The 24,535-nt window shown below is 64.3% G+C and carries 22 protein-coding genes; 6 read left to right on the forward strand and 16 right to left on the reverse strand.

Annotated features, from left to right (window positions below):
* Positions 1-70: 70 nt before the first annotated feature.
* The 10 genes from IVB31_RS30600 to murJ form a co-directional block, all read right to left on the reverse strand.
* Positions 71-1,069, reverse strand: a complete 999-nt coding sequence (locus IVB31_RS30600) for a PhoH family protein (protein ID WP_247331597.1) — start codon at positions 1,067-1,069, stop codon at positions 71-73.
* A gap of 64 nt (positions 1,070-1,133) precedes the next feature.
* A complete protein-coding gene (gene miaB / locus IVB31_RS30605; protein WP_247331599.1) occupies positions 1,134-2,522 on the reverse strand; it encodes a tRNA (N6-isopentenyl adenosine(37)-C2)-methylthiotransferase MiaB in 1,389 nt (462 codons plus the stop codon).
* A 185-nt stretch (positions 2,523-2,707) separates the two neighbouring features.
* A complete protein-coding gene (locus IVB31_RS30610) occupies positions 2,708-3,388 on the reverse strand; it encodes an HAD family hydrolase (RefSeq protein WP_247331601.1) in 681 nt (226 codons plus the stop codon).
* 52 nt (positions 3,389-3,440) lie between these two features.
* Positions 3,441-3,896 (reverse strand): Fur family transcriptional regulator, encoded by a 456-nt coding sequence (locus tag IVB31_RS30615; RefSeq protein WP_247331604.1) that lies wholly within the window; start codon positions 3,894-3,896, stop codon positions 3,441-3,443.
* A gap of 38 nt (positions 3,897-3,934) precedes the next feature.
* A complete protein-coding gene (gene rimI, locus IVB31_RS30620) occupies positions 3,935-4,420 on the reverse strand; it encodes a ribosomal protein S18-alanine N-acetyltransferase (RefSeq protein WP_247331607.1) in 486 nt (161 codons plus the stop codon).
* A complete protein-coding gene (gene tsaB / locus IVB31_RS30625) occupies positions 4,417-5,112 on the reverse strand; it encodes a tRNA (adenosine(37)-N6)-threonylcarbamoyltransferase complex dimerization subunit type 1 TsaB (protein ID WP_247331609.1) in 696 nt (231 codons plus the stop codon). Before tsaB ends, rimI begins: the two co-directional genes overlap by 4 nt.
* Before the next feature lie 80 nt (positions 5,113-5,192).
* Complete coding sequence (locus tag IVB31_RS30630) at positions 5,193-5,762, reverse strand: NifU family protein (protein WP_247331611.1); 570 nt, start codon at positions 5,760-5,762, stop codon at positions 5,193-5,195.
* 153 nt (positions 5,763-5,915) lie between these two features.
* Positions 5,916-6,410, reverse strand: coding sequence for a universal stress protein (locus IVB31_RS30635; protein WP_247331613.1), 495 nt, complete (start codon positions 6,408-6,410; stop codon positions 5,916-5,918).
* Between the two features lie 104 nt (positions 6,411-6,514).
* Positions 6,515-7,567: a tryptophan--tRNA ligase gene (trpS, locus tag IVB31_RS30640; protein ID WP_247331615.1), complete on the reverse strand. Its 1,053-nt coding sequence runs from the start codon at positions 7,565-7,567 to the stop codon at positions 6,515-6,517.
* Between the two features lie 75 nt (positions 7,568-7,642).
* Positions 7,643-9,193: a murein biosynthesis integral membrane protein MurJ gene (gene murJ, locus IVB31_RS30645; RefSeq protein ID WP_247331617.1), complete on the reverse strand. Its 1,551-nt coding sequence runs from the start codon at positions 9,191-9,193 to the stop codon at positions 7,643-7,645.
* A gap of 125 nt (positions 9,194-9,318) precedes the next feature.
* Here murJ and IVB31_RS30650 point away from each other — a divergent pair, with 125 nt between their 5' ends.
* A complete protein-coding gene (locus tag IVB31_RS30650) occupies positions 9,319-10,320 on the forward strand; it encodes an adenosine kinase (protein WP_247331619.1) in 1,002 nt (333 codons plus the stop codon).
* A gap of 172 nt (positions 10,321-10,492) precedes the next feature.
* Here IVB31_RS30650 and IVB31_RS30655 read toward each other — a convergent pair whose 3' ends face one another.
* Complete coding sequence (locus tag IVB31_RS30655; RefSeq protein WP_247331621.1) at positions 10,493-12,187, reverse strand: AMP-binding protein; 1,695 nt, start codon at positions 12,185-12,187, stop codon at positions 10,493-10,495.
* Positions 12,188-12,266: 79 nt separating this feature from the next.
* Positions 12,267-13,460, reverse strand: a complete 1,194-nt coding sequence (locus IVB31_RS30660; protein WP_247331623.1) for a serine hydrolase domain-containing protein — start codon at positions 13,458-13,460, stop codon at positions 12,267-12,269.
* 338 nt (positions 13,461-13,798) lie between these two features.
* Between IVB31_RS30660 and IVB31_RS30665 the strand changes: the two genes are divergently transcribed.
* The 3 genes from IVB31_RS30665 (at position 13,799) to IVB31_RS30675 (ending at position 16,558) form a co-directional block, all read left to right on the forward strand.
* A complete protein-coding gene (locus IVB31_RS30665; RefSeq protein ID WP_247331624.1) occupies positions 13,799-14,119 on the forward strand; it encodes a hypothetical protein in 321 nt (106 codons plus the stop codon).
* 108 nt (positions 14,120-14,227) lie between these two features.
* The gene (locus IVB31_RS30670) at positions 14,228-15,721 is read left to right on the forward strand and encodes an NAD-dependent succinate-semialdehyde dehydrogenase (RefSeq protein ID WP_247331626.1); all 1,494 of its coding nucleotides are present in this window, start codon (positions 14,228-14,230) and stop codon (positions 15,719-15,721) included.
* Between the two features lie 117 nt (positions 15,722-15,838).
* Positions 15,839-16,558, forward strand: a complete 720-nt coding sequence (locus tag IVB31_RS30675) for a hypothetical protein (protein ID WP_247331629.1) — start codon at positions 15,839-15,841, stop codon at positions 16,556-16,558.
* A 10-nt stretch (positions 16,559-16,568) separates the two neighbouring features.
* Here IVB31_RS30675 and IVB31_RS30680 read toward each other — a convergent pair whose 3' ends face one another.
* The gene (locus IVB31_RS30680) at positions 16,569-17,510 is read right to left on the reverse strand and encodes a GlxA family transcriptional regulator (protein ID WP_247332326.1); all 942 of its coding nucleotides are present in this window, start codon (positions 17,508-17,510) and stop codon (positions 16,569-16,571) included.
* 229 nt (positions 17,511-17,739) lie between these two features.
* On the opposite strand from IVB31_RS30680, the gene IVB31_RS30685 reads away from it, so the two are divergent.
* The gene (locus tag IVB31_RS30685; RefSeq protein WP_247331631.1) at positions 17,740-18,621 is read left to right on the forward strand and encodes an alpha/beta hydrolase; all 882 of its coding nucleotides are present in this window, start codon (positions 17,740-17,742) and stop codon (positions 18,619-18,621) included.
* On the opposite strand, the gene IVB31_RS30690 is transcribed toward IVB31_RS30685, so the two are convergent.
* The 3 genes from IVB31_RS30690 to IVB31_RS30700 form a co-directional block, all read right to left on the reverse strand.
* The gene (locus tag IVB31_RS30690; RefSeq protein ID WP_247331633.1) at positions 18,566-20,782 is read right to left on the reverse strand and encodes a SulP family inorganic anion transporter; all 2,217 of its coding nucleotides are present in this window, start codon (positions 20,780-20,782) and stop codon (positions 18,566-18,568) included. The genes IVB31_RS30685 and IVB31_RS30690 overlap by 56 nt on opposite strands.
* A gap of 367 nt (positions 20,783-21,149) precedes the next feature.
* On the reverse strand, positions 21,150-22,064 hold the full coding sequence (locus tag IVB31_RS30695; protein WP_247331636.1) for a phosphoribosylaminoimidazolesuccinocarboxamide synthase: 915 nt from the start codon (positions 22,062-22,064) through the stop codon (positions 21,150-21,152).
* 92 nt (positions 22,065-22,156) lie between these two features.
* Positions 22,157-23,074: a pirin family protein gene (locus IVB31_RS30700; protein ID WP_247331638.1), complete on the reverse strand. Its 918-nt coding sequence runs from the start codon at positions 23,072-23,074 to the stop codon at positions 22,157-22,159.
* Between the two features lie 257 nt (positions 23,075-23,331).
* Between IVB31_RS30700 and IVB31_RS30705 the strand changes: the two genes are divergently transcribed.
* The gene (locus tag IVB31_RS30705) at positions 23,332-24,393 is read left to right on the forward strand and encodes a helix-turn-helix domain-containing protein (protein WP_247331640.1); all 1,062 of its coding nucleotides are present in this window, start codon (positions 23,332-23,334) and stop codon (positions 24,391-24,393) included.
* Positions 24,394-24,535: the final 142 nt, after the last annotated feature.

Genomic DNA, 24,535 nt, shown 5'->3' on the forward strand with positions numbered 1-24,535 from the left:
GTGTGACATTGTCTTTGTTCGGAACGAAGGGGCGCTGTGTCCGCGCTCGCAGGGTCCGGTTGTTGTCTCGTCAGGATTTTTTGCCGGCGGCTGGCCGCTGCGGCAAGCCTTCGTATGCGGAGACGATCCGCGCCACGAGCTCGTGGCGAATCACGTCTTCGGCGGTGAAATGAACTTGCGCGATGCCCTCGACGCCGCTCAGCAGACGGGTCGCCTCAGCGAGACCGGAGGTCTGGCCGTTCGGCAGGTCGATCTGCGAGGGATCGCCTGTCACGATCATGCGGCTGTTCTCGCCGAGACGGGTCAGGAACATCTTCATCTGCATCGACGTGGTGTTCTGCGCCTCGTCCAGGATGATGGCCGCGTTGGTCAGCGTGCGGCCGCGCATGAAGGCGAGCGGCGCGATCTCGATCTCGCCGGTCTGCAGCGCACGCTCGACGACGCGCGCATCCATGAGGTCGTAGAGCGCGTCGTAGATCGGGCGCAGATAAGGATCGACCTTCTCGCGGAGATCGCCCGGCAAAAAGCCGAGCCGCTCGCCGGCTTCCACCGCCGGACGCGACAGGATGATCTTGTCGACTTCCTTGCGCTCGAACAGTTGCGCGGCATGCGCGACCGCGAGCCAGGTCTTGCCGGTGCCGGCAGGTCCGATGCCGAACACCAGCTCGTGGCGCTTCAGCGCGCGGATGTAGGAATCCTGCGCCGCCGTGCGCGCGCGCACCGGGCGCTTGCGCAGATTGATGCTGTCGAAGGTCGATTTGGCCGACTTGGCGTCGAACTCGAACAGCGAGCCCTGCGCGATCACGGCACGGATCGCGCCCTCGACCTCGCCCTGGTCGAGATCCTGTCCCTTCACGGCCTGGGCGTAGAGCGTCTCCAGCACCCGGCGCGCGGCATCGCAGCCGTCGCGCGAGCCGCCGATCGTGATGTGGTTGCCCTTGGAATCGACGACGACGCCGAGCCGCCGCTCGATCTGCGCGAGGTGCTGGCCGTAGGGGCCGACCAGCGCGGATGCGGCGCGGTTGTCGTCGAAGTCGATGACGACCTGGGTCTCGGGTGGCACTTGCATGTCGCGGTCAAATTTGCGGCTGGGAGCGATAGATGACGAATCCGATGCGCTTTTTGGCAAGGGTTCAGGCTCCAGTGGCGATGGGCGATAAAGCGGGCACGCGCGCCATGGCGAGCTCGCCGAGGAAGCTGTAGCGTTCGAGGCTGTCGATCCGGACCGGCAGGATTTGTCCGATGATGTCGGGCGAGGCCATCACATGCGCGGGCTGGAGGAAGGCAGTGCGGCCGACGATCTGGCCGTCCTTGCGGGCCGGACGCTCGAACAGCACGTCGACCGTTGAGCCAATCGCAGCCTTGTTGAAGGCCGATTGCTGGCTGTCGATCAGTTCCTGGAGCCGCTCCAATCGCTGGTCCATCTCGGCGGGGGACACCGCCTCCTGCATGTCCGCGGCCGGCGTTCCCGGCCGGGCGGAGTATTTGAACGAATACGCCGCAGCGTAGCCGATTTGCGTGACAAGCGCGAGTGTCGCGAGAAAATCTTGCTCGCTCTCGCCGGGGAAGCCCACGATAAAATCTGATGAAAAAGCAATGTCTTGGCGTGCGGACCGGAAACGATCGACGACACGCCGATAATCATCGGCGGTATGTTTCCGGTTCATGGCGGCCAGAATCCGGTCCGAGCCCGACTGCACCGGCAGGTGCACGAACGGCATCAAGGCATCGAGATCGCGGTGGGCTGCAATCAAGCTGTCGTCGACGTCGCGGGGATGGCTGGTCGAATAGCGCAGCCGCGCGACGCCTGGGAGCGCCGCGAGGTGCTCCAGCAATCTGCCGAGCGGCCAGCTTCGTCCATCCGGGCCCTCGCCGTGATAGGCGTTGACGTTCTGGCCGATCAGCGTGAGCTCGCGCACGCCGTTGTCGGCCAGCCGCTTCACGTCATCGACGATCTTCGCGACAGGGCGCGAGACTTCCGCTCCACGCGTATAGGGCACGACGCAGAAGGTGCAGAACTTGTCGCAGCCTTCCTGCACCGTGACGAAGGCGGAAATGCCGCGGGCGCGGATCGCATCGGGCTTGGGCTGGGCGAGGAAGCCGAACTTGTCCTGAGCAGGGAATTCGGTCTCGATCGCGCGGCCTTCGTCGCCGGCCCGCTTCAAGAGCTGCGGCAGATGATGGTAGCTCTGCGGGCCGACCACGACGTCGACCGCCGGCGCACGGCGCACGATCTCCTCACCCTCGGCCTGCGCCACGCAGCCCGCGACCGCGATCTGCATGGTGCGGCCCGCGCGCGCGGCCTCGTCCTTGGCGACGCGCAGCCGGCCGAGCTCCGAATAGACCTTCTCGGAGGCCTTCTCGCGGATATGGCAGGTGTTGAGGATGACGAGGTCGGCGTCCTCGGCGCTGGCCGTCTCCACGAATCCTTCCGGGGCCAGCGTGTCCACCATGCGCTGGGCATCGTAGACGTTCATCTGGCAGCCATATGATTTGATGTGCAGCTTGCGCGGCGGCGTCATGGAACCCGAAATGAGGTGGAGGACAGCCTTCAGATATAGGCTGGAGCGGCGAAAATCCAGCGAATGGGCCGATAGGGGACATTTCAGACGCCCGGAAGGCAAGCGAGCCCCGAATCTCCACCCAAAACCTTTGGATTCCGGGTTCACGCGCCCGGCGTCCCCCGAAAAACGCCAGATGGCCGAAATCACCCCGTCAGGGCGCCAGCCTCGACCCGCCGAACCAGTTCCGGCAGCTGATGCATGTCGGCAAAGATCAGGTCGGCGCCGGCTTGGCGCAGGATTTCGGCATAACCGTCGCGGCAATGGCTCCCGCCGTGAAAGCCGAACACGGTCATGCCGGCCGCCCGCGCGCCGGCGATTCCGGCCAGGCTGTCCTCGATCACGACGCAGCGCTCTGGCGGCACGCCCATTTCGTTCGCTGCGAACAGGAACAGGTCTGGTGCCGGCTTGCCGTTCTTCACCTGGGAGGCGGAGAAGATATTTGGCGCGAGGCGCTCGTAGAGGCCCGTACTTCCCAGGCTCACGCGCATGCGCTGATGCGAGCCGCTCGAGGCGACGCAGACACGTTGATTGACGAGGTCAAGCACGTCGCGAATGCCGCGGATCGCTTCGAGGTCGGCTTCGAACGAGCGAAACAGCTCGTCCTGCAGGTCGCAGTGATAGGCCTCGGGAAGCGTGCGGCCGAGCTCGGTCTCGATCTCGAGATTGGCTTGCCGCGTCGAGCGGCCGAGAAAGCGCTCGAACACCTGCTCCGAGGTGATCGGATAGCCGTGCCGGGTCAGCACATCGGCATGCGCGCGACAGGAGATCGTCTCGCTGTCCACGAGCACGCCGTCGCAATCGAAGATGATGAGATCTATTGGCACGAAGGCATGATCCGGAAAAGTGTGGAGCGGTTTTCCGACAAGATCATGCCACTCAAGAAGTCGGCTTGTCGTCGTCGAGCGGGACGCAATAGAGCTCGAGCCGATGGTCGACCAGCTTGTAGCCGAGCCTGCGGGCGATCTCCGCCTGGAGCTTCTCGATCTCTTCGGAGGTGAACTCGATCACCTTGCCGTCGCGCAGATTGATGAGATGGTCGTGATGGCTGTCGCGCATCTGCTCGTAGCGCGCGCGGCCTTCGCGGAAATCATGGCGCTCGATGATGCCTGCATCCTCGAACAATTTGACGGTGCGATACACAGTCGAGATCGAGATCTTGTCGTCGACGGCAACGCAGCGCCGGTAAAGCTCCTCGACATCGGGATGATCGATCGCCTCCGCCAGCACGCGTGCGATGACACGGCGCTGCTCGGTCATGCGCATGCCGGTGGCGGCACAGCGCGCCTCGATGCCGGATGCCTTGGATTCGGAAGAAGGTTTCAGTGCGGTCATCGGGTGTCTGCCTGGCGGGGCGCTTTCTGCCACCAATGTTATGACAATTCACGGCGCATCAGAAGGGCGTTTAATTGGTCCCCGTTCGGCTGCTTATAGTAGCGTTCGCGGCGCCCGACCACCATGAATCCGGTCCGATCGTAGAGCCGCCGCGCCGGCTGGTTATTTTCCTCGACCTCGAGAAAGATGGTGCGCACGCCGCGCCCGGCGAGGTGGCCGAGATGGGTCATCAGCAGCGTGCGGGAGAGGCCGCAGCCGCGGTGAGCCCGGTCGACCGCGATGGAGAGGATCTCCGCTTCATCCGCGCCGATTCGCGACACCGCGAAGCCGATCGTCTTGCGGCCGAGGCGCAACCGGTGCACCAGCGTGTTGCGCTCAGTGAGCATGCTCTCGAACTCGCCTTCGCCCCAGCCGCGCGCGAAGGAGGCGCCGTGAAGCTGCGCGAGGCGCGCGGCGTCGCGTGCGGAGGCGGGCTCGACGGCGGCCGTGCCGCCGCGCCACCATTCCGACAACCATTTCATCATGAGCTTGCGGCTTGTGCTGCGAGCGGCGGAAGTCGCGCCGGCTTTGCGTCGGGCGCCTTCAAATAGAATGGCCGCGCCGGATTTGTCTTGGGATCGGCCGCGGCGCCAAGCCACGCGACCCAGCCGATGTCAGGCGCGGGCTGGGCGTCGGCCGCGACCGGCTGCGGCACATCTTTCGGCCAGCGCTCGGCAAGGATCTTCGCGGCATTGCCGACCAGATGCGGCGCGCCAAATTGCGAGGCCGCGATCGCATCGTCGACGCGAGCGATGCCGGGCCGGACCAGCTGGCTGCCGTCGCCGGCCACGATCTGGAAGTAGACGTGATCGTGCCGGGCATCGATCGCCGAGATCACCGGCGCCGCTCCGCTCTGGCCGATGACGGCGGCGGCATAGGCGGACAGCGTCGTCAGCCCGACGGCAGGCCGCTTGGCCGCGAGCGCAAGACCGCGGGCCGCCGAGATGCCGACGCGCAGGCCGGTGAAACTTCCGGGTCCCATGGTGACTGCGATGCGATCGAGCGAGGTGAAGGCGAGATTGGCCGATAGCATCACGCGCGCGATCATCGGCATCAGCGCTTCGGCGTGGCCGCGCTTCATCAGAACCTGCTCCTGCGCAAGGAGCTGGCCGGCGTCGGTGTCGAGTACGGCGACCGCACACGCCTCCAGCGCGGTATCGATGGCAAGGATCAGCATGAGAAAGCGAATGGTGAGTGGCGGATGGCGAATAGCTTAGCCGATCCGAGTTCCATTCGCCATTCGCCATTCACTGTTGATTACATCGGCCGGACTTCGACCACGTCGGGCACGAAATGCTTGAGCAGGTTCTGGATGCCGTGCTGGAGCGTCGCGGTCGATGACGGACAGCCGGCGCAAGAGCCCTTCATGTTGAGATAGACGATGCCGTCCTTGAAGCCGCGGAAGGTGATGTCGCCGCCGTCATTGGCGACCGCCGGCCGCACGCGGGTCTCGATCAGATCCTTGATCATGTCGACCGTCTCGGCATCGGCCTCGTCGAAAAACTCGTCCTCGTCGTCGAGATCGGCATCGCTCGCGGCCGCACCGTCGGCGAGCAGCGGCGCGCCGGACATGTAGTGCTCCATGATGGCGCCGAGGATCGCGGGCTTGAGCTGCTGCCATTCACCGTTCGCCTTGGTCACGGTGATGAAATCCGATCCATAGAACACGCCGGTGACGCCCGGCACCTCGAACAGCTTTTCGGCGAGCGGCGAGCGCGTCGCCGATTCGCGGCTCGCAAATTCCATCGGACCGCCGTCGACCACGACGCGGCCGGGAATGAACTTCAGCGTGGCGGGATTGGGGGTGGCTTCGGTTTGAATGAACATGGTTTTCTCCAGACGTCGCCGGTTCAAGGCCGGCGCGTGCCCTATCCACTAGCAGATGGCGACCGGGAACGCACGGTCAAGGGGTGAGGGAGGCCGTTCCGCTGTTATATCAGCGCGTTAGGGCGCAGCTTCCGCCAGGGGGGAGTAACCAAGCTACGACAGCGAATCCACGCTTTCGTCGCTCAGGGCGCCTGAGATGATCGTCACCGGGATCGGGAACGTTCCCAGCGCCTGCGCGAGCAGGTTGACCAGCGGCCCGGGCCCTTCCGCGCCCGGATTGGCGGCGAGCACCAGCAGGGCGATCTCAGGGTCCTCGTCGATCACCGCCAGCAGCTGTTCCAACGCCACACCTTCGCGGATCACCCGTTCCGGCGTGATCGCCGCGATGCCGTTGGCGCGGCCGGCCGCGCGGTCGAGCGCAGCCTCCGCCGCCTCCTGCGCCTCGGCGCGCATGATGTCGGCAACCCCCAGCCATTCCTGGGTCTGTGCGTCGCTCTCGATGATGCGCAGCATCACCACGCCGCCGCCGGCGCGGATCGCCCAGCGGCTGGCGTAATAGACCGCGCGATCCCATTCGGCGGTGTCGTCGACGATGACGAGGCATTTGGGCTTGTGACCCGGCTCAAAGCAAAGTCGCTTGCTGGTCATGCATGTCCCGGAATGTGCACGGACGGCATGCTGCCACACTCCCGCAGCGTTGGGGAGGGGAGAAGCGGCCGGTGCCGTGGCGCTGACCGCGTTTCGCCGCGCAATCAGCGTGGGCGGATGAAGCCGACGATGTCCTTCGAAAGGTTCATGGTCTCCTGGGCGATGGCGCGCGCCCGGTCGGAACCGTCGTTCAGGATGGTGTCGATATGGCCGGGGTCGGCGACGAGGCGCTTCATCTCGCCGGCGATCGGTGCGAGCTTGGTGACACACAGCTCCGCCAGCGCATTCTTGAAGCTGGAGAACTGGCCGCTGCCGAATTCGCTGAGCACGCTGGCCTTGGAACGGCCAGAGAGGGCTGCGAAAATGCCGACGAGATTATCGGCCTCCGGGCGCGCTTCCAGACCCTTCTCTTCGGTCGGCAGCGGCTCCGGATCGGTCTTCGCCTTGCGGATCTTCTGCGCGATGGTGTCGGCGTCGTCGGTCAGATTGATGCGCGAATTATCCGACGCGTCGGACTTCGACATCTTCTTGGTGCCGTCACGCAGGCTCATCACGCGCGTCGCCGGGCCCGTGATCAAGGGTTCCGGCAGCGGGAAGAACAGGCCGTCATTGGCGCCCTGACTGCGAATCGAGTCGCCGAAATCGTTGTTGAATTTTTGCGCGATGTCGCGCGAAAGCTCGAGATGCTGCTTCTGGTCCTCGCCGACCGGGACGTGCGTGGCGCGATAGAGCAGGATGTCGGCGGCCATCAGCACGGGATAGTCGAAGATCCCGACCGAGGCGTTCTCGCGATCCTTGCCGGCCTTCTCCTTGAACTGGGTCATCCGATTGAGCCAGCCCATGCGCGCGACGCAATTGAAGATCCAGGCGAGCTCGGCGTGGCCCGAGACCTGGCTCTGGTTGAACACGATGTGCTTGTTCGGATCGATGCCGCTGGCGATGAAAGCCGCGGTCACCTCGCGGGTGTTGCGCGCCAGCTCGGCCGGCCCGCCCCAGACGTCCATCCCCATCGTGATCGCGTGCATGTCGACGACGCAATAGATGCAGTTATGGGTTTCCTGCATCTTCACGAAGTTGACGATCGCGCCGAGGTAATTGCCGAGATGCAGATTGCCCGTCGGCTGGACGCCCGAAAAAACCCGTTCAACGAATGGCATGGCAAGCTTTTCCTAGAAGATACCGGCCGTCGTTTCCAACAGCGGCGGAGCGTCGTCAAGTGTAATTCGCTAAGCTTACGCGCCGGGAGCCTGCGGGGCAGGCTTCCTCAAGGCATTAACCGCCTCGCGCCAGGAGGCGGCGCCGAGGATTTGCAGGAGCAGGCCATAGACGGCGATCCCCGCCGCGATCTGCAGGCCCAGAGCAATGAAGCGGATCAGGCCATGGGCCGCAGCAGGGACAAGACCCGCAGTCAGCCAGAGCAGGACACCCATGGCGAGCGCTGCAAGCACGATCCGCGGCAACCGCATGCGGGCGGTCGCATCCACCGAGAAGCCGAATTCACGCGTGCCTTTCCGGAGCAGTGAGACTGCACTGCTCCAGGCGCCGGCCGCGATGCTCGCGGCGATTCCGCTCGGGCCGAAGAAATGGCCGAGCAGCACCGCGAGCGCAATCGCAACAACGAATCCCTTTGCGGTCGCCAGTAGCGGCGTCATCGTGTCGCTGCGGGCATAGTAAGCCGGCGACAAAGCCTTGATCAGCACATGCGCCGGCAGGCCCAGCGCCAGCCACATCAGCGCGTGCGCCGTGGCCGTGCTATCACCGGCGCCGAAGGCGCCATGCTCGAACAACAGCCGCACGATCGGCTCGGCCAGGACGATCAGGCCGAGGGTCGCCGGCAGCGCCAGCCCGGTCGCGAGTTCCAGCGCGCGCGATTCCGCATGTGCCACCGCGTCACGGTCGCCGCCACTCACCGCGCGCGTCAGCTCCGGCACCAGCACCGTGCCCATGGCGACGCCGACGATGCCGAGCGGCAGCTCGATCAGGCGGTTGGCGAAATAGAGCCAGGACACGGCGGAGGGGGTGGCGGAGGCGATGATCGCACCCGCGACCATCAGCCATTGCGGCCCCGAGCTTGCGATCATGCCCGGGACCGCCTTGGCGAAGAAGCCACGCATCTCCTTGTCGAAGTTGATGCGCAACGGCGTCGCCAGATCCGCACTTCGCTGCGACAGCAGCATCACGAGTTGCAACAGGCCGGCGATGCCGACGGTGGCCGCCAGCATCCACGCGGCGAAATTTGCATCGGCGTGCCACAGCAGGAGTGCCGCGATCGCAGCGATCAGCGCGATATTGAACAGCAGCGGCGAGAACGCTGTGAGCGCAAATCGTCCCTGCGCGTTGAGCAGCCCCATCAGCACCGTGACGGGTCCTGCGAAAGCGAGATAAGGCAGCATCAGCCGCGCATTCTGGACGGCGAGATCGAGCGTCGCGCTGCCGACGAAGCCCGGCGCGATGATGGTGATGATCAGCGGCATCGACAGCGCAATGACGACCGAGATCGCGATCAGGCCCGCGCTGACGGTGCCGAGCACGCGTCCCGCAAACGTCGCCGCAGCCATCTCGCCATCGTGGTCACGAACGCGCAGCCAGGCCGGGATTAGCGCCGCATTCAGGGCCCCTTCGCTGAGCAGGCGGCGCACCACATTGACGAGCTGAAACGCCGCCAGAAACGCGTCCGCCACGGCGCCGGTGCCGAGCAAGGCCGCGATCAGGGAATCGCGGGCGAAGCCCAGCAGCCGTGAAGCCAGTGTTCCCGTCGAGACGGTCAGGAAGGAGCGGATCATGATGCCGACATCATACCGTTGCTTGCCCGCGCAGGCCCGGTCGTGATAGGCCGCGAGCCAGATTTCAGACCGACAGGAAGCGGATTTCCGCAGGGTTCGCAATCCGCCAAACAGGATCAAGGTGAATGGCTGACGTGAAATATGACGTTCTCGGCATCGGCAACGCGCTGTTCGACGTGCTGGTCAGGACCGATGAGGCCTTTTTGAGCAAGCACGGCATGACCAAGGGCAGCATGTCCCTGATCGACGAGGCGCGGGCCGCCGCCATCTACAAGGACATGGGGCCGGCGACGGAAGTTTCGGGCGGCTCGGCGGCCAACACCATCGTCGGCATCGGCAGCCTGGGGGCGCGCGCCGCCTATGTCGGCAAGGTCAAGGACGACCAGATCGGCAAGCTCTACGTCCACGACATCCGCGCCGCCGGCGTCGCCTTCAACACGCCGGCCGCAAAGGACGGTCCCGCGACCGGCTGCTCCTACATCCTGGTCACGGGCGACGGCGAGCGCACCATGAATACCTATCTCGGCGCCGCGCAGGATCTGTCGCCCGCCGACATCGACCCGGCCGAGATCGCCAGCGCCGGCATCGTCTATCTCGAGGGCTATCTCTGGGATCCCAAGAACGCCAAGGAAGCCTTCGTCAAGGCGGCCACGATTGCGCACGAGGCCGGCCGCAAGGTCGCGCTGACGCTGTCGGATTCCTTCTGCGTCGGTCGCTATCGCGACGAATTTCTGGGCCTGATGCGCAACGGCACAGCCGACATCGTCTTTGCCAACGAGTCCGAGCTGCACTCGCTCTACGAAACGTCCGACTTCGACACGGCGCTCAAGCAATTGCGCAATGACGTCAAGCTCGGCGTGGTCACGCGCAGCGAGAAAGGCTGCGTGGTGGTGACGCCGACCGACGCAGTCGCAGCGCCGGCATCCCCGATCGCGCAACTCGTGGACACCACCGGGGCCGGCGATCTCTTCGCCGCCGGCTTCCTGTTCGGCCTCGCGCGCAATTTGGCGTACAAGCAATGTGGCGAGCTCGGCGCGCTCGCGGCCGCCGAAGTGATCCAGCATATCGGCGCGCGACCGCAGGTGTCGCTGAAGGAATTGGCCCAGCAGCGCGGGCTGACGATTTAAGGGCCGTCTCTCTCAATCGTCATTGCGAGCGACATTCTCCGCTGTCGTCGTCCGGCCAGTGCGCAATTGCGCACTAGGACCGGGCGACCCAGTATTCCAGAGGCGTTAGTGGGATGCGGAGAAGCCGCCGCGTACTGGATTCCCCGCCTTCGCGGGGAATGACAGCTGTGGCTCACGCGGTCTTCGCGGCCTTCAATCCCAGCCGCTTTTCCACGTCGTCGCGCATCAGGAATTTCTGGATCTTTCCGGTCACGGTCATCGGAAACTCGTCGACGAATTCCACGTAGCGCGGAATCTTGTTGTGGGCGATCTGGCCGTCGCAGAAGGCGCGCACCTCTTCCATCGTCAGCTTCTCGCCGGACCTGACGCGGATCCAGGCGCAGAGCTCCTCGCCGTAGCGGGTATCCGCAACGCCAAAAATCTGCACGTCCTGAATCTTGGGGTGGCGGTAGAGAAACTCCTCGATCTCGCGCGGATAGAGGTTCTCGCCGCCCCGGATCACTAGGTCCTTGATGCGGCCGACGATGTTGCAATAACCCTGGTCGTCGATGACGGCGATGTCGCCTGTGTGCATCCAGCCGTTGGCATCGAGCACGTCCGCGGTCTTCTCCGGCTCCTCCCAGTAGCCCAGCATCACGCTGTAACCGCGGGTGCAGAGCTCGCCCCGCTCGCCGCGCTTGACGATCTTGCCGTCGAGATCGACGACCTTGACCTCGACATGCGGATGGATCCGTCCGACCGTCGAAACGCGGCATTCGAGCGGATCGTCGACGGCACTCTGGAAGCTGACCGGGCTCGTCTCGGTCATGCCATAGGCGATCGTGACCTCTCCCATGTTCATCTCGCTGTTGACGCGCTTCATCACCTCGATCGGGCAGGGCGCGCCGGCCATGATGCCGGTGCGCAGCGATGTCAGATTGAACTTCGAAAACTCGGGATGATCGAGCTCGGCGATGAACATCGTCGGCACACCGTAGAGCGCGGTGCATTTTTCCTGCTCGATGGTCCGCAGCGTCGCGAGCGGATCAAATCCTTCGCCGGGATAGACCATCGTGGCGCCGAGCGTGACGGAGGCGAGATTGCCCATCACCATGCCGAAGCAATGATAGAGCGGCACCGGAATGCAGATGCGGTCCTGCTCGGTCAGGCGCATGGCGCGGCCCGTAAAATAGCCGTTGTTGAGTATGTTGTGGTGGGTCAGCGTCACGCCCTTGGGCGATCCCGTCGTGCCGCTGGTGAACTGGATGTTGACGGGGTCGTCGAATTGCAGCGAGACGCCAAGCGCGGCGAGCTGCTCGCGGTGCCGGGCTCCGCCCATGGCGGCGACGTCGTCGAAGGGAATCGTGCCAGGGCAGGTGGGGCCGCCGATCTGGATCACGATGCGCAAGGCCGGCAGCCGCGCCGCCTGCAATTGCCCGGGCTTGGCGCGAGCAAGCTCCGGCAGCAGCGTATTCAGCATGTCCATGTAGTTGCTGGTCTTGAACGCCGTCGCGGTGACGATGGCTTCGCATCCGACCTTGTGAAGCGCAAATTCCAGCTCGCTCAGCCGGTAGGCGGGATTGATCGTCACCAGGATCAGGCCGGCCTTGGCGGCAGCAAACTGCGTCAGCGTCCATTCCGGCCGGTTCAGCGACCAGATGCCGATCCGTGCGCCGCGTTCGAGGCCGAGCGCGAGAAAGCCGGCGGCGAGCGCGTCGACCCGCTCGGCAAGTTCCTTCCATGTCCATCGCACGCCGTGGCTGGGCGAGACCAGCGCCTCGCGATCGCTCCAGTGCCGCGCGGCCTGATCGAGGCTGCGGCCGATGGTGTCGCCAAGCAGCGGCGTGTCGGAGGTGCCGCAAACGTAACTGTCGGCTTTGTCTGCCAAGATCGTCTCCTCCAGCCAGGTGCGTGGTGGCCGGGACAACAAGCCCGGCCATGACGCGTCGTGAGAGTTCAGGTGTGCCTTACGCCGCTTTCTGCCCGCTGCCGGCATCGAGCCCGGCATAGACGCCGCGCTCGAAGCCCGCAAAAGCCTCGAGGCACTTTGTATCCGCGAACGGCAATAGCTGCATCAGGATCACGCCGGTGACGTCGCGCGCCGGGTCGATCCAGTAATAGGTGTTGGCGAGGCCGGCCCAGGCGAGGCTGCCCGCGCTGCGCCCCTCGGCTGTCTTGGCGGTGTTGATCATGAAGCTGAGGCCCCACTTCTTCACCTGCTCCGGATAGAGATCGACGTCGTTGGTGTACATCGGCGCGGCCGTGGTCAGCTTGCCCATGTTGAGGTCGCCCATCTGGTTCTGCCCCATCATGGCGATCGTCTCGGCCTTCAGCACCTGATTGCCGTTGCCGCGGCCCTTGTTCAGGATCATCTGGGTGAACTTGATGTAGTCGGCCGCGGTCGCATAGAGGCCGCCGCCACCCATATGGAATTCCGGCTCCTGCTCGAGCTCGAACGGGATCGATGCGAGCTGTCCGTCCTCGCCGCGCGCATGCATGCCGACCAGGCGCTTGCGCATGTTGTCGGTGATCTTGAAGGCGGTATCGCTCATGCCGAGCGGGGCGAACAGATTGTCGCGCAGGTAAGCATCGAGCCGCTTGCCGCTGACGGCCTCGACGGCCTTGCCGACAAAATCGATGTTGGTGCCGTATTCCCAGCGCGTGCCGGGATCCGTCATGATCGGTGTCTTCAATGCCGCGTTCTGGCAGGTGGTAATGGCGGGCGTTCCGGTTTTCTCCAGATGGATCGCAAGATCGCCGTTCCACATGTTGTAGGCGAAGCCGGCAGTGTGGGTCATGAGCTGACGCAGCGTGATCGGTCCCTTGGCCGGACGAAGCTTTGGCTCGCCCTTGGCATCGAAACCTTCGAGCACCTGCGGCTTGGCGAGATCGGGCAGCACCTCGCCGATCGGCGTATCCAGTGACAGCTTGCCTTGCTCGACCAGCTGCATCGCGCCCGCTGTCGTCACCGCCTTCGTCATCGATGCGATCCAGAACACGCTGTCAGCGGTCATCGCATCCGGCTTGGACAGATCGCGCTTGCCGAACGCGCCCTGATACAGCACGTCGGTACCGCTGGCGGCGATGGCGACAACGCCGGGAATCTCCTTGGCCTCGCTCTTCTGGCGCAGGATCTCGTCGATCTCAGCTTTGCTTTGCATACCCGTTTCCTCCGGTTTGATTATTGTTGGAAGCGATCGATTGTCCTCCCGCATGCTCCGCGCGGCAAGCACATCCATGAAAGTGTGGCGGTCGCGATGTCGTGACTTGACGGTCCGCAGCTCCCGCAGGACGACAGGGCGGCTGAACTGCAACACTCCGTCACAATCTGCGGTGGATGGCCGCAACCAGCCGTGACCGTGGATAGGTGCTGGCGATATGTTTCAGGAATATTTTGAAACATTTTGTGCGCTGCGACGTTCGGCCTTGGGGCGAGTCATGGCCCTCGTTAAAAGTTGATGCAAAAGCTGGCGGCCTGACGAGCCGTGGGGGACCTCAAATGATTTCGACCTGGAGCGAATGGAAGCGCTATCCCCGTCCCGGACGGGGCGAAAATCTCGAAGCGCCGATTGCGCCCGGCATTTACGAGGTTCGGATCGCGGGCACCGGCGCGCTCTATTCCTTCGGCGCGGTCGACAATCTGGCACAGGCACTGGCGTTGCTGCCGGTCGGCTCGAAATCTTGGTTCGGCCGCCGCGACACCTCGGACGCCCCCGCTCTCGAATACCGGACATGCGCGACCTCCTCGAAGGCCGACGCCAAGGCCGCAGCCGAGCGCATGATCGGCCGGCGCGAGACTTACATGAGCGGCGCGGCCTGAGGTCGCGCTCCCGTTTCGCTAAAGGCAGATGTGCGTTGCGGGGCGGTGCATTGCGCGCCGTCTGTCCCTATATTCCGGGCCAACCTGAAAGCCCCCCGGAGTGACGCCATGACCCCGACCGCCGCCGCACGCGCTCAGCACGCCACGTCCAATCTGCGTGACCGGTTGAAGGACCCGTCGCTGCTGAAGGAGGCCTGTTATATCGACGGCGCCTGGGTCGGTTCGCCGGTCTTCGCCGTCAACAATCCCGCCACCGGCGTCGAGCTTGCAAAGGTTCCGCAGCTTTCGGCGGATGATGCCACCAAGGCGGTCGAAGCCGCCGAGCGCGCGTTTCCGGCCTGGGCCAAGCACACCGCCAAGCAGCGCTCCAATATTTTGCGCAAATGGTTCGAGCTGATCATCGCCAATCGCGAGGACCTCGCGCTGATCCTCACCTCCGAGCAGGGCAAGCCGCTCAGTGAAGCCCTGGGCGAGGTCGATATCGGCGCCGCCTATATCGAGTTCTTCGCCGAGGAGGCCCGCCGCGTCTATGGCGAGACCATCCCGACGCAGCGTCCCGATGCGCGCCTGCTCGCGATCAAGCAGCCGATCGGCGTCTGCGGCGCGATCACGCCGTGGAATTTCCCGAACTCGATGATCACGCGCAAGGTCTCGCCGGCGCTGGCGGCCGGCTGCACCGTGGTGCTGAAGCCCGCCAATGAAACGCCGCTGTCGGCGCTGGCGCTTGCCGCGCTCGCGGAGAAGGCCGGCGTGCCCAAGGGCGTGTTCAACATCGTCACCGGGGATGCAGCGCCGATCGGCAAGGTGCTGTGCGAGCATCCGGCCGTGCGTTTCGTCGGCTTCACCGGCTCGACCGCGGTCGGCAAGATCCTCTACCAGCAGGCCTCCGTCGGCGTGAAGCGGCTCGGCCTCGAACTCGGCGGCAACGCGCCGTTCGTGGTGTTCGACGATGCCGATATCGATGCCGCGGTCGAAGGCGCGATCGTCTCCAAATACCGCAACATGGGCCAGACCTGCGTCTGCGCCAACCGCCTCTACGCCCAGGACAGGATCTACGACGAGTTCGTGCAAAAACTGTCGAAGAAGGTCGCGGCGATGAAGGTCGGCGACGGCACCGAGAGCGGCGTCACCCAGGGCCCGCTGATCAATTTGAAAGCGGTCGACAAGGTCGAGCGCCACATCGCGGATGCCGTGAAGCGCGGCGCCAAGGTCGTGACTGGCGGCAAGCGCAGCGAGCTCGGCCGCTCGTTCTTCGAGCCGACCGTGCTTGCCGACGTCAAGCCGGACTCGCTGGTGACGCAGGAGGAAACCTTCGGCCCGCTCGCGCCGGTGATCCGCTTCAAGGAGGAGGCCGACGTGATCGCGATGTGCAACGCCTCGCCGTTCGGTCTCGCCTCCTACTTCTACTCCCGCGATATCGGCCGCGTCTGGCGTGTCGCCGAGGCGCTGGAGTCGGGCATGGTCGGCGTCAACACCGGGTTGATCACCACCGAAGTCGCCCCCTTCGGCGGCGTCAAGGAAAGCGGCCTCGGCCGCGAAGGCTCGCATCACGGCATGGAAGAATATGTCGAGATCAAATATGTGATGATGGCGGGGGTTTAGGACGTGCTCCTCCGTGGCCGGAAACATGGCATCTACGGCGTTCGCCGGTACCGTCTGACCGCGTAAATGTTCCTGCAATGCGGACCGAATTGAACGGCCCGCAAGCAGGAGCACGTCATGACAAAGTTGAGTGAACTGGCGATCGAAGCGCACGGCGGCCTTCAGCGCTGGAAGCAGTTCGGGCAGGTCTCTGCCGATCTTAGGCAGGGCGGGGTGCTTTGGTCCCTGAAGGGACAGGCGCAGACCCTTCAACAGACGACGGTGACCGTCGGCTTGCGCAAGGAGTGGTCCTCTCACGCGCCCTTTGGTCCCGAGCATCGGCGTTCGAGATTCGAACCGGGGCGGGTCGCGCTCGAAACTGCAGATGGCGCGGTGCTCGAGGAGTTGCTGAATCCGCGGAGCAGTTTTTCTGGTCACACCCTGCAGACGCCGTGGACGGAGCTTCAGCTGGCCTATTTTGCCGGCTGCGCGATGTGGACCTATCTCAACACCCCATTCCTGCTCGCGTGGCCGGATGTCGAGACCGAGGAGCTGGAGCCGTTGCGAACGAATGATGGGCTCTGGCGCCGCCTGGCCGTCCGGTTTCCGAAAGACATCGCGACCCACAGTGCCGTGCAGACGCTTTATTTCGATTCCGAGGGGCTGCTCAAACGTCACGACTACGATGTTGAAATTGCCGGCAATACTCCGGGCGCACATCTGATCGACGACTATGTCGAAGTCTCCGGCATCCGTTTTCCGACCAAGCGGCGCATCTTCGCGCGGCAGCCCGACGGCAGCTTCAGCACCGAGCCTCTGGTCGTCTCGATCGATCTGTCGAATATCAGGCTGAGCTAAGTCCGGGACGCTAGAGCGTGGCGAGGGGTCCTGCCTCCTTGCGGATGGCGCGCGGCGCCTCGCCATGCACGCGAACAAAGGCCTGGCGCATGCGCTCCCGGTTGGCGAAACCGGTCTCGCGTGCGACGGCCTCGATTGGCAACCGGGTCTGCTCCAGCATCAATTTCGCAGATTCGAGGCGCAGCGATTCGACCGCCTTTGCCGGTGTCGTCCCGGTCGCGGAACGGAACAGACGCGTGAATTGTCGCGGGCTGAGACAGGCGGCACGCGCCAGATCGTCGATGGTGAGACTCTCGCGCAGGTTTTGTCGAGCGTAGCTCAACGCCTTCTGGACCCTGTCCTCGCTGGTTTCGAGATCCAGCAAGGCAGAATGCTGCGATTGCCCACCTGAGCGACGGTGATACATCACCATGCCCCTCGCAACGGAGCGTGCTATTTCCGGACCGAGGTCTCGCTCGATCATGCCGACGACCATGTCGGTTCCGGCACTCATGCCGGCAGACGTCCAGACCTCCCCGTCTGCGATGAAGATCTTGTCGGCGTCCACCTCGCAGCTTGGGAATCTCGTCTGCAATTCCTGCGCATAGCGCCAGTGAGTGGTCGCCCGTCGGCCGTTCAACAGCCCGGCGTCTCCAAGCACGAACGAGCCAAGGCAAATCGACGCGACACGCCGCGCATCGCGGGCCGCCGCTCGAAGAAGCCGGATCAGGCCCGGTGACGAGGTCGGAACTTCGAGGCCGGCCGCGACGATGAGGGTATCGACCGAGGCCCGGTCGAACGGCTCCGTCATGACCTGCATCCCCGCGGACGAGGTGACCAGCCCGCCGTCCTCCGAGAACGCGCGAACGTCGTAAATCTTCTCTCCTGCCTGCTTGTTGGCCACGTCGAAGGCCGCGACAGCGCCAAAACAAACAGCCTGGAAGCCTGGAGACAGAACCAAGCCAATTATCATGATGACTCCTGGATGCGACGCCCTCCGGAACAATTGGTTGCGCGCCTCCTCCCCTGCCAATTGCATGGCCAAAATGGCGGCATCTACGTCCTGTCGATGCCGCCAGTCGGCTGGTACGTCTCCGCCATCAAGCGTGTGGAGACGGCAATATATGGCGTCCGTCATATAATGCCGTGCTGGCCGTACTGCCAGCCTCTGCCTCTCGCGCTCACAGAAAAAAGGAGAAGGCATGTCACTTGAAACGTCCAAAACGGAATTCATCGAAGCTGGCGGCATCCGCTTTGCGTTCAGGCGTCTCGGCGAGGCAACGGGGACACCGCTCGTCCTGCTTCAGCATTTCACCGGCAATATGGACTCGTGGGACCCGGCCGTGGTGAACGGGCTCGCGGAAGCCAGGCCGGTCATCGTCTTCGACAATGCGGGCGTGGGCTCGAGCTCCGGCGCGACGCCGGACAGCGTCGAGCGGATGGCGGCGGATGCCGAGATATTCCTTAGGGCGCTCGATATCTCCAGCGTGGATCTTCTCGGCTTTTCGCTGGGCGGCATGGTCGCTCAGATTCTCGCTTCAAACGGCTCGGGCCTGGTCCGTCAATTGATCGTCGCGGGAGCGGCGCCGCGGGGCGGCGAGGAGCATCTGCTGAGCGTCGTGAGGGATGCCTTTGCCCGCGGGGCCGCAGACGTCAGGCTGCCGCTGTTCTTCACACCGTCAGACGCCAGTCAGCGCGCCGGGAGAGAATTCGTCGCACGGACAACCGTGCGCTCGAAGGACCGCGATCCGGAAAGCGGCGAGAGCGTGAGCGGGACCCAGGCAAAGGCGATCATCGCCTGGTGCGCCCAAAAGAACGAAAGTCCCCGCATGCTGCGGGCGATCGACCAGCCCACTCTCATCGTCCACGGCAGCGACGACACCATGTTTCCCAGCATCAACGCCTACAACACGTTCAAGGCCATGAAGGATGCGCAGCTCATCCTGTATCCCGACTCCGGGCACGGCGCACTTTTTCAGTATCCGGACTTGTTCGTGGCACATTGCAGAACGTTTCTGGACGCGAGAGCTACCGCCGCAGCACCGCGATCGTGCGGTTCGCAAACGTCAGCCGCTCGGCCATGATCGACACGAAATAGGTCAGCAGCTTGTGGCTGAGCGCGGGGTCCTCGTCCTTGATGGCGTCGAACTGGAGCGTATTCAGCACGTAGAGCACGCTGTCGACCTCGGCCTGGATGGTGGCGCTGCGCGGCGTCTGTGACACCAGGCCCATCTCGCCGATCGTGGTGTAGCGGCCGAGGCTGCGCACGCGCGTGGTGCGGTCGTCTTCGGCCGGGACCATGATGCCGACGCGGCCGTCGAGGATGAAGTGCATGGAATCGGCGGGGTCGCCGGCCTGCACGATGATTTCGCCCGCGTCGACCTCGAGGCGCTGGCAGCGGCGGATCAGCTCGTCGGCATCGTCCTCGCTGTCGAGAATTCCCGTGAACCAGTCGCGAAGACTGGCCTCTTCCTGCGCCAAGCCCTGATGCTGCGCGATCAGCTCGTTCTCGCACCACTCCAGTGCATGATCCAGCTCGGGAATGATGGTGACGCCTTCGCCGATGAAATCGCTGGAGCGCAGCACCTTCTCGGCCGCGGCTGAAAGGTGCACCAGGATCAGCTCGACGCCTAGATCGGCCGCGCTACGCTTGATCTGGGCAAAGCTGTAGGCCGCCGACGAGTCGACGCCGGTGACGAGCTTGAAGTCGAACAGCAGATAGCGGCACTCCGGACGCTCCTGAAGCAGTTGCTTGACATGCTGGTAGAGCCGGTTGGCGGAGCCGAAGAACAGGTAGCTCTGCAGGTTCAGGCCCCGGATCTTGCCGCCATGGGCCAGCAGCACCTCCTGGTCGTCCCGCGAGCGGTCGAGCGAAGAGCGATATTCGGAGCCGTCAAAACTGTATTTGATCGATTCGACCCGCGCCGCGCTGAACGCGAAGGTCGCGCAGCCGATGATCACGCCGATCAGGATTCCCGGCACGAAGCCCCAGACCACGATGATCGCGATGATGGCGATCAGAGAGAGATATTCGAGCTTCGAAAGCCGCTTGCGCGATTCGATGATCCATTTGTGCAGCTGGTCGGCGCCGAGATACAGCAAAAGGCCGCCGAGCACGAATTTCGGGATGAGACCGAGCAGCTCGGGCGCGACTGCGAGCATCAAGAGCGACAGCGCCGCCACCGTGAGGCCGGACAGGCGTCCGCGCCCGCCACTGCTGAAATTGAGGACGGAGCGGCTGGTCGAGATGCAACCGGCATAGCCGCCGAGCGCGCCGGTCACGATGTTGGCGGTACCCGTGATATTCAGCTCGCGCTCCAGATTGGCTTCGCGATGCACGGCCACCTCGATGCCGGTGGTGTTGAAAAGCGTGCTCGATGCGGTGACGAAGACCACAGCAACGAGGTTGCCGAGCAGGTCCGGCACGGCGAGCCAGGGATAGTGGATGAGACCGTCAGCATGCCAGGGCACCATGAAAGCGGCTGCCGGCGGCGGCTGGAAGGTCCAGCCAAGCGCGCGCGCCTCGTCGAGCGAGACGCCCGTGGCCCAGAACGCCAGATGCGCCGTCAGCATCCCGCCGATCAGGATGATTGGCAGTCCGAACGGACTGCGCGAGCGATGCCAGGTCAGATACAGCACCAGCGCCATCGCGCAGGCGGCGCCCAGCTCCGACAGCGCGACGCCGTTGGCGAGGCGCGTCAGCGTGGCGAACTGCACGGGATGATCGGTGATCACCCGGATTGCGCCCATGACGATCAAAAGCCCGGTGGCGCCGAGGAAGCCGCCGACCACGGGGTAAGGCACGTAGCGGATGGCCCGGCCCATCCGCGTCAGGCCCAGCCCACACAGCACAATGCCGGTCAGCACGGTCGACAGACCGAGCGTGATCAGGACCGGCGAGAGCAGCGAGGCCGACGGATCGGCCGCCGCGGCTCGCTCGACCAGCGAGGCCGCCAGAATTCCCGTCACCGCGGCAGTCGAGCTGTCGGGCGCGGCAATCGCGAAGGGCAGCGAGCTGCCGAGCGCGATGATGGCCGCGAGCACGGCGGAGCTGACGAAAGTCGCCGTGATCCCGTAGGACAGATAAGGCGAGAGCGGACCGGCGAAGATCAGCAGCGAATAGGACAGCCCGAAGGTGACGGTCAGGACGCTGGCGGCGGTTCCGCCCAGTATGTCATTCAGCGCACGCTTGACGGACGGATTGAAGCCGGCGACCGGATCGAAGCCAATTGCTGGATCTGTCACGCCATGACACTCGCTCATGAATATTCCCGCCCAAGAGGTAGACGACCGCGAGATTACCGCAACAGGATTCTTGCGAGTATGATGTATCCGACAGTTTCGGGCGATGCGGTGTGTGAACGGTCAACCTTACGGTTGAGAGGAAAAGCTGAAGCCTCGCCACCCTCTGCTGTCATTCCCCGTGAAAGCGGGGGATCCAGCACGCCGCGGCTTCCCCGTATCCGATCGTCGTCTCCGGCATACTGGATCGCCCGGTCCGAGTGCGCAATTGCGCACTGGCCGGGCGATGACGGTTGAGGGTGTGCTGACAGTTTCCCAGCCCCGGTCATTGCTGCGCTCGCAATGGCCGAGTTTGCGGCAGCAGCCGGGCCTAAATCTTCAGTTCCGTCCCCGTGACGCGCCGATACGCTTCCAGATACCGCTTGCTGGTCGCTTCCACCACGCTCGCCGGCAGCGGCGGCGGTGGGGCGTCGCCGTTCCAGCGGCCGGCGTGGCGCTCGACGTCGAGATAGTCGCGCAGCGGCTGCTTGTCGAAACTCGCCTGCGGTTGGCCGGGCCTGTAGGCATCGACCGCCCAGAAGCGCGAACTATCCGGGGTCATGACCTCGTCGATCAGGATGATACGGCCATCCTTGTCGCGACCGAACTCGAATTTGGTGTCCGCGATGATGATGCCCTGCTTGCGCGCGAGTTCCTCGCCGAGCGTGTAGACTGCGCGCGTCATGCTCTCGAGCGTGTAGGCGGTCTCGTCGCCGACCACCTCACGCATCCGCGCGATGGTGATGTTCTCGTCGTGGCCGGTCTCGGCCTTGGTCGCGGGGCTGAAGATGGCAGGCTCCAGTTTCTCGCTCTCGACCAGGCCGACCTTCAGCTTTTCGCCCGCGAGTGTGCCGGAGCCAGCGTATTCCTTCCAGGCCGAGCCCGAGAGATAGCCGCGGATCACGCATTCGATCGGAAACACTGTGGTGCGGCGGCACAGCATGGCGCGGCCGAGAATCTCGGATCGATGCGGCTTCAAGGCCGGCACGGCTGCGATGATCGCGTCGGTGTCGGCGCTGATCATGTGATGCGGCACCACGCCTTCGAGCTCGTTGAACCAGAACGCGCTCACTTGCGTCAGCACCGCGCCCTTCATCGGGATGGTCTCGCCCATCACGACGTCGAAGGCGCTGATGCGGTCGGTGGTGACGAGGAGCAGGCGGTCGTCGTCGACAGCGTAGATATCGCGCACCTTGCCGCGCCCGATCTTGGGGAGCGGCAGGTCGCTGGAGAGCATGGGGGGCATCGCAGAACTTTCCGCACACTTGGCTTCAGGCAGACTTGGCTTCAGCAGGACATCCGGCCGCGCCGGACAGCGCTGCCGGAAGCCGGATTAGCCTATTCGGGCAGCGGAATGAACTCATGTTCCTGCGGAACCGCGGCGAAGCGGCCGGTTTTCCAGTCCTGCTTGGCCTGCTCGATCCGCTCCTTGCTGGAGGAGACGAAATTCCACCAGATGTGGCGCGGCCCCTCCAGCGCATCGCCGCCGAGAAACATCATCCGCGTGGCCTTGAGCGCCTTCACGGTGATGCGGTCGCCAGGGCGGAAGATCAACAGCCGCGGCCCCTCATAGCGCTCGTTCGCGATCTCGATCTCGCCGTCGATGACATAGATGGCGCGCTCCTCGTGATCGGGGTCGAGCGGCACGCTCGCGCCCGCGACGGCGTTAATTTCGGTATAGAACCAGGGCGACACCATCGTAACAGGCGAGGCGACGCCGAACGACGAGCCCGCGATCACCTTCGCGGTGAAGTCGCGCTCGGAAATCATCGGCAGATCGCCGGCCCCATAGTGCTGGAACGACGGCGCGATCTCTTCCGATCCGGCCGGCAGCGCGATCCAGCTTTGCAGGCCCAGCATCTTCTGGCCCGACGCGCGCTGCACATCCGGCGTGCGTTCGGAATGCGCGATGCCGCGTCCCGCCGTCATCAAATTCATCGCGCCGGGCGCAATCTCCTGGATATTGCCCTCGCTGTCGCGATGCATGATCGCGCCGTCAAACAGATAGGTGACGGTGGCAAGCCCGATATGTGGGTGCGGCCGCACGTCCATGCCCTTGCCGGAGACGAATTGCACCGGCCCGAAATGGTCGAAGAAGATGAAGGGCCCGACCATCTGCCGCTTGCCGTGCGGCAGCGCGCGTCGCACGGCGAAGCCGTCGCCGAGGTCGCGGGTGCGCGGCACGATGACGAGATCGAGCGCATCGCAGGACATGGGATCGCCGAGCACGGGATCGTTGGAGGGTTGCCAGCTCATGTATGGACTCCTTTGACTTTCTTGGGCTCGATGGTAGCAGGGTTTCGCGTCGCCGTCGTGGCAAAGCCCCGTTGTCATGCCCTGCGAAGGCGGGGCATCAAGTACGCCGCGGCCCATCGGCTCAATCACTCCCGTCTCGGAGTACTGGATCGCCCGGTCAAGCCGGGCGATGACAGTCGTGGTGCAGATGGTCCTTGAAAAAAGGGGCGCAACGAACGATGTTCGGCCGATTTCACCGCGACTGATCGCATTGCCTGATGACAACAGCCGCCCTCGAACTCGCATTCCGTTCCGCCAGCGTCGCGCTGCTGCTGGTGCTGGCTGCGTCATTGATCGCCGATTTTCGCAACGTGCTGGCGGGGCGGCTCGGAGCTGCTCTCGCGCTGGGCCTGGCTGCGCATGCGGTGAGTTATTCGATTGGTGTCACGTCGCGGATCCCGGCATCGCATGCGCCTCTGGTTGCGCTATCGACCGGCAACATCGTGGTGTTCTGGCTGTTCACGCGCGCGCTGTTCGACGATGAGTTTCGCTTAAGCTGGTGGCACGGATGGGTCTGGGCGCTGGTGACGGCGTTCAGCTTCGCAGGCTGCGTCTGGATTGCGCCTGCCGGCCATTTGCGGTTCTCCGTGACGGTGGTCAACCTGATCGTGCTTGGTTTCATCGCGCTTGCAATCGGGCCAACGATCGCCTCATGGCCGGCCGACCTGGTCGAGCGCCGCCGCCGCGTTCGGGTCTTCATCGTCTGTGCCGGCGCGCTCTATGGCGGGATGAATGCATTGCTTCAGATTGCGGTTGCGGGCCAGCATGTCGGCGATGTCGCCGACATGATCAATGCCGGCGTGCTCGCCTGCATCGTCGCGGCCATCGCTTACGCCATGGTGCGCGTCGATGGCGCCGATCTGTTTCCGATTGCCGGGGAGACCGTACCGGCGGTCGTTTTCAGCCCGCAAGCCCCCGAAGACCCTGCCGACCAAAAACTCATCGATGCCCTGATGCGCCTGATGGCTGACGAGCGGATCTATCGTCAGGAGAACATCACCATCGGCGTGCTGGCGGGGCGGCTCAAGATTCCCGAGTACCGGTTGCGCCGGCTGATCAACCAGCAGCTCGGCTACCGCAACTTCAATGTGTTCCTGAACAACCACCGGATCGAGGAAGCCAAGGTTGCGCTTGCCGATCCCACCCAGGCCGAGGTCCCCGTGATCACCATCGCGATGGATTCCGGCTTCCAGTCGCTCGGCCCGTTCAACCGCGCTTTCAAGGCAGTTACGGGCGTGACCCCGACGGAATATCGGCGGCTGAAGGTGAATGCTGTTTGATGTTTAATCTACTGTAATACCTCCATAATTTCAGAATCGGCGAGCTTCTTGCGGTTTCAGCTACGCCATTTTCCAAATCCGGCGAGCGGGCCTTTCACAAATAGCGCTTCGTCTTCGGGGTACGCCCCAAGCCGGAGAAAGC

It is taken from the genome of Bradyrhizobium sp. 21 (genome assembly GCF_023073335.1).
GTDB lineage: Bacteria > Pseudomonadota > Alphaproteobacteria > Rhizobiales > Xanthobacteraceae > Bradyrhizobium.

Bases quoted from the DNA above. Each gene is read 5' to 3' on its own strand.
- IVB31_RS30705 (WP_247331640.1), top strand. From the start codon at position 23,332: ATGACAACAGCCGCCCTCGAACTCGCATTCCGTTCCGCCAGCGTCGCG.
- tsaB (WP_247331609.1), bottom strand. From the start codon at position 5,112: ATGCTGATCCTTGCCATCGATACCGCGCTGGAGGCGTGTGCGGTCGCC.
- miaB (WP_247331599.1), bottom strand. From the start codon at position 2,522: ATGACGCCGCCGCGCAAGCTGCACATCAAATCATATGGCTGCCAGATG.
- IVB31_RS30665 (WP_247331624.1), top strand. From the start codon at position 13,799: ATGATTTCGACCTGGAGCGAATGGAAGCGCTATCCCCGTCCCGGACGG.
- IVB31_RS30680 (WP_247332326.1), bottom strand. From the start codon at position 17,510: ATGATAATTGGCTTGGTTCTGTCTCCAGGCTTCCAGGCTGTTTGTTTT.
- IVB31_RS30685 (WP_247331631.1), top strand. From the start codon at position 17,740: ATGTCACTTGAAACGTCCAAAACGGAATTCATCGAAGCTGGCGGCATC.
- IVB31_RS30660 (WP_247331623.1), bottom strand. From the start codon at position 13,460: ATGCAAAGCAAAGCTGAGATCGACGAGATCCTGCGCCAGAAGAGCGAG.
- murJ (WP_247331617.1), bottom strand. From the start codon at position 9,193: ATGATCCGCTCCTTCCTGACCGTCTCGACGGGAACACTGGCTTCACGG.
- IVB31_RS30600 (WP_247331597.1), bottom strand. From the start codon at position 1,069: ATGCAAGTGCCACCCGAGACCCAGGTCGTCATCGACTTCGACGACAAC.
- IVB31_RS30675 (WP_247331629.1), top strand. From the start codon at position 15,839: ATGACAAAGTTGAGTGAACTGGCGATCGAAGCGCACGGCGGCCTTCAG.
- IVB31_RS30670 (WP_247331626.1), top strand. From the start codon at position 14,228: ATGACCCCGACCGCCGCCGCACGCGCTCAGCACGCCACGTCCAATCTG.
- IVB31_RS30615 (WP_247331604.1), bottom strand. From the start codon at position 3,896: ATGACCGCACTGAAACCTTCTTCCGAATCCAAGGCATCCGGCATCGAG.
- IVB31_RS30635 (WP_247331613.1), bottom strand. From the start codon at position 6,410: ATGACCAGCAAGCGACTTTGCTTTGAGCCGGGTCACAAGCCCAAATGC.
- IVB31_RS30650 (WP_247331619.1), top strand. From the start codon at position 9,319: ATGGCTGACGTGAAATATGACGTTCTCGGCATCGGCAACGCGCTGTTC.
- rimI (WP_247331607.1), bottom strand. From the start codon at position 4,420: ATGATGAAATGGTTGTCGGAATGGTGGCGCGGCGGCACGGCCGCCGTC.
- IVB31_RS30700 (WP_247331638.1), bottom strand. From the start codon at position 23,074: ATGAGCTGGCAACCCTCCAACGATCCCGTGCTCGGCGATCCCATGTCC.
- IVB31_RS30695 (WP_247331636.1), bottom strand. From the start codon at position 22,064: ATGCCCCCCATGCTCTCCAGCGACCTGCCGCTCCCCAAGATCGGGCGC.
- IVB31_RS30630 (WP_247331611.1), bottom strand. From the start codon at position 5,762: ATGTTCATTCAAACCGAAGCCACCCCCAATCCCGCCACGCTGAAGTTC.
- trpS (WP_247331615.1), bottom strand. From the start codon at position 7,567: ATGCCATTCGTTGAACGGGTTTTTTCGGGCGTCCAGCCGACGGGCAAT.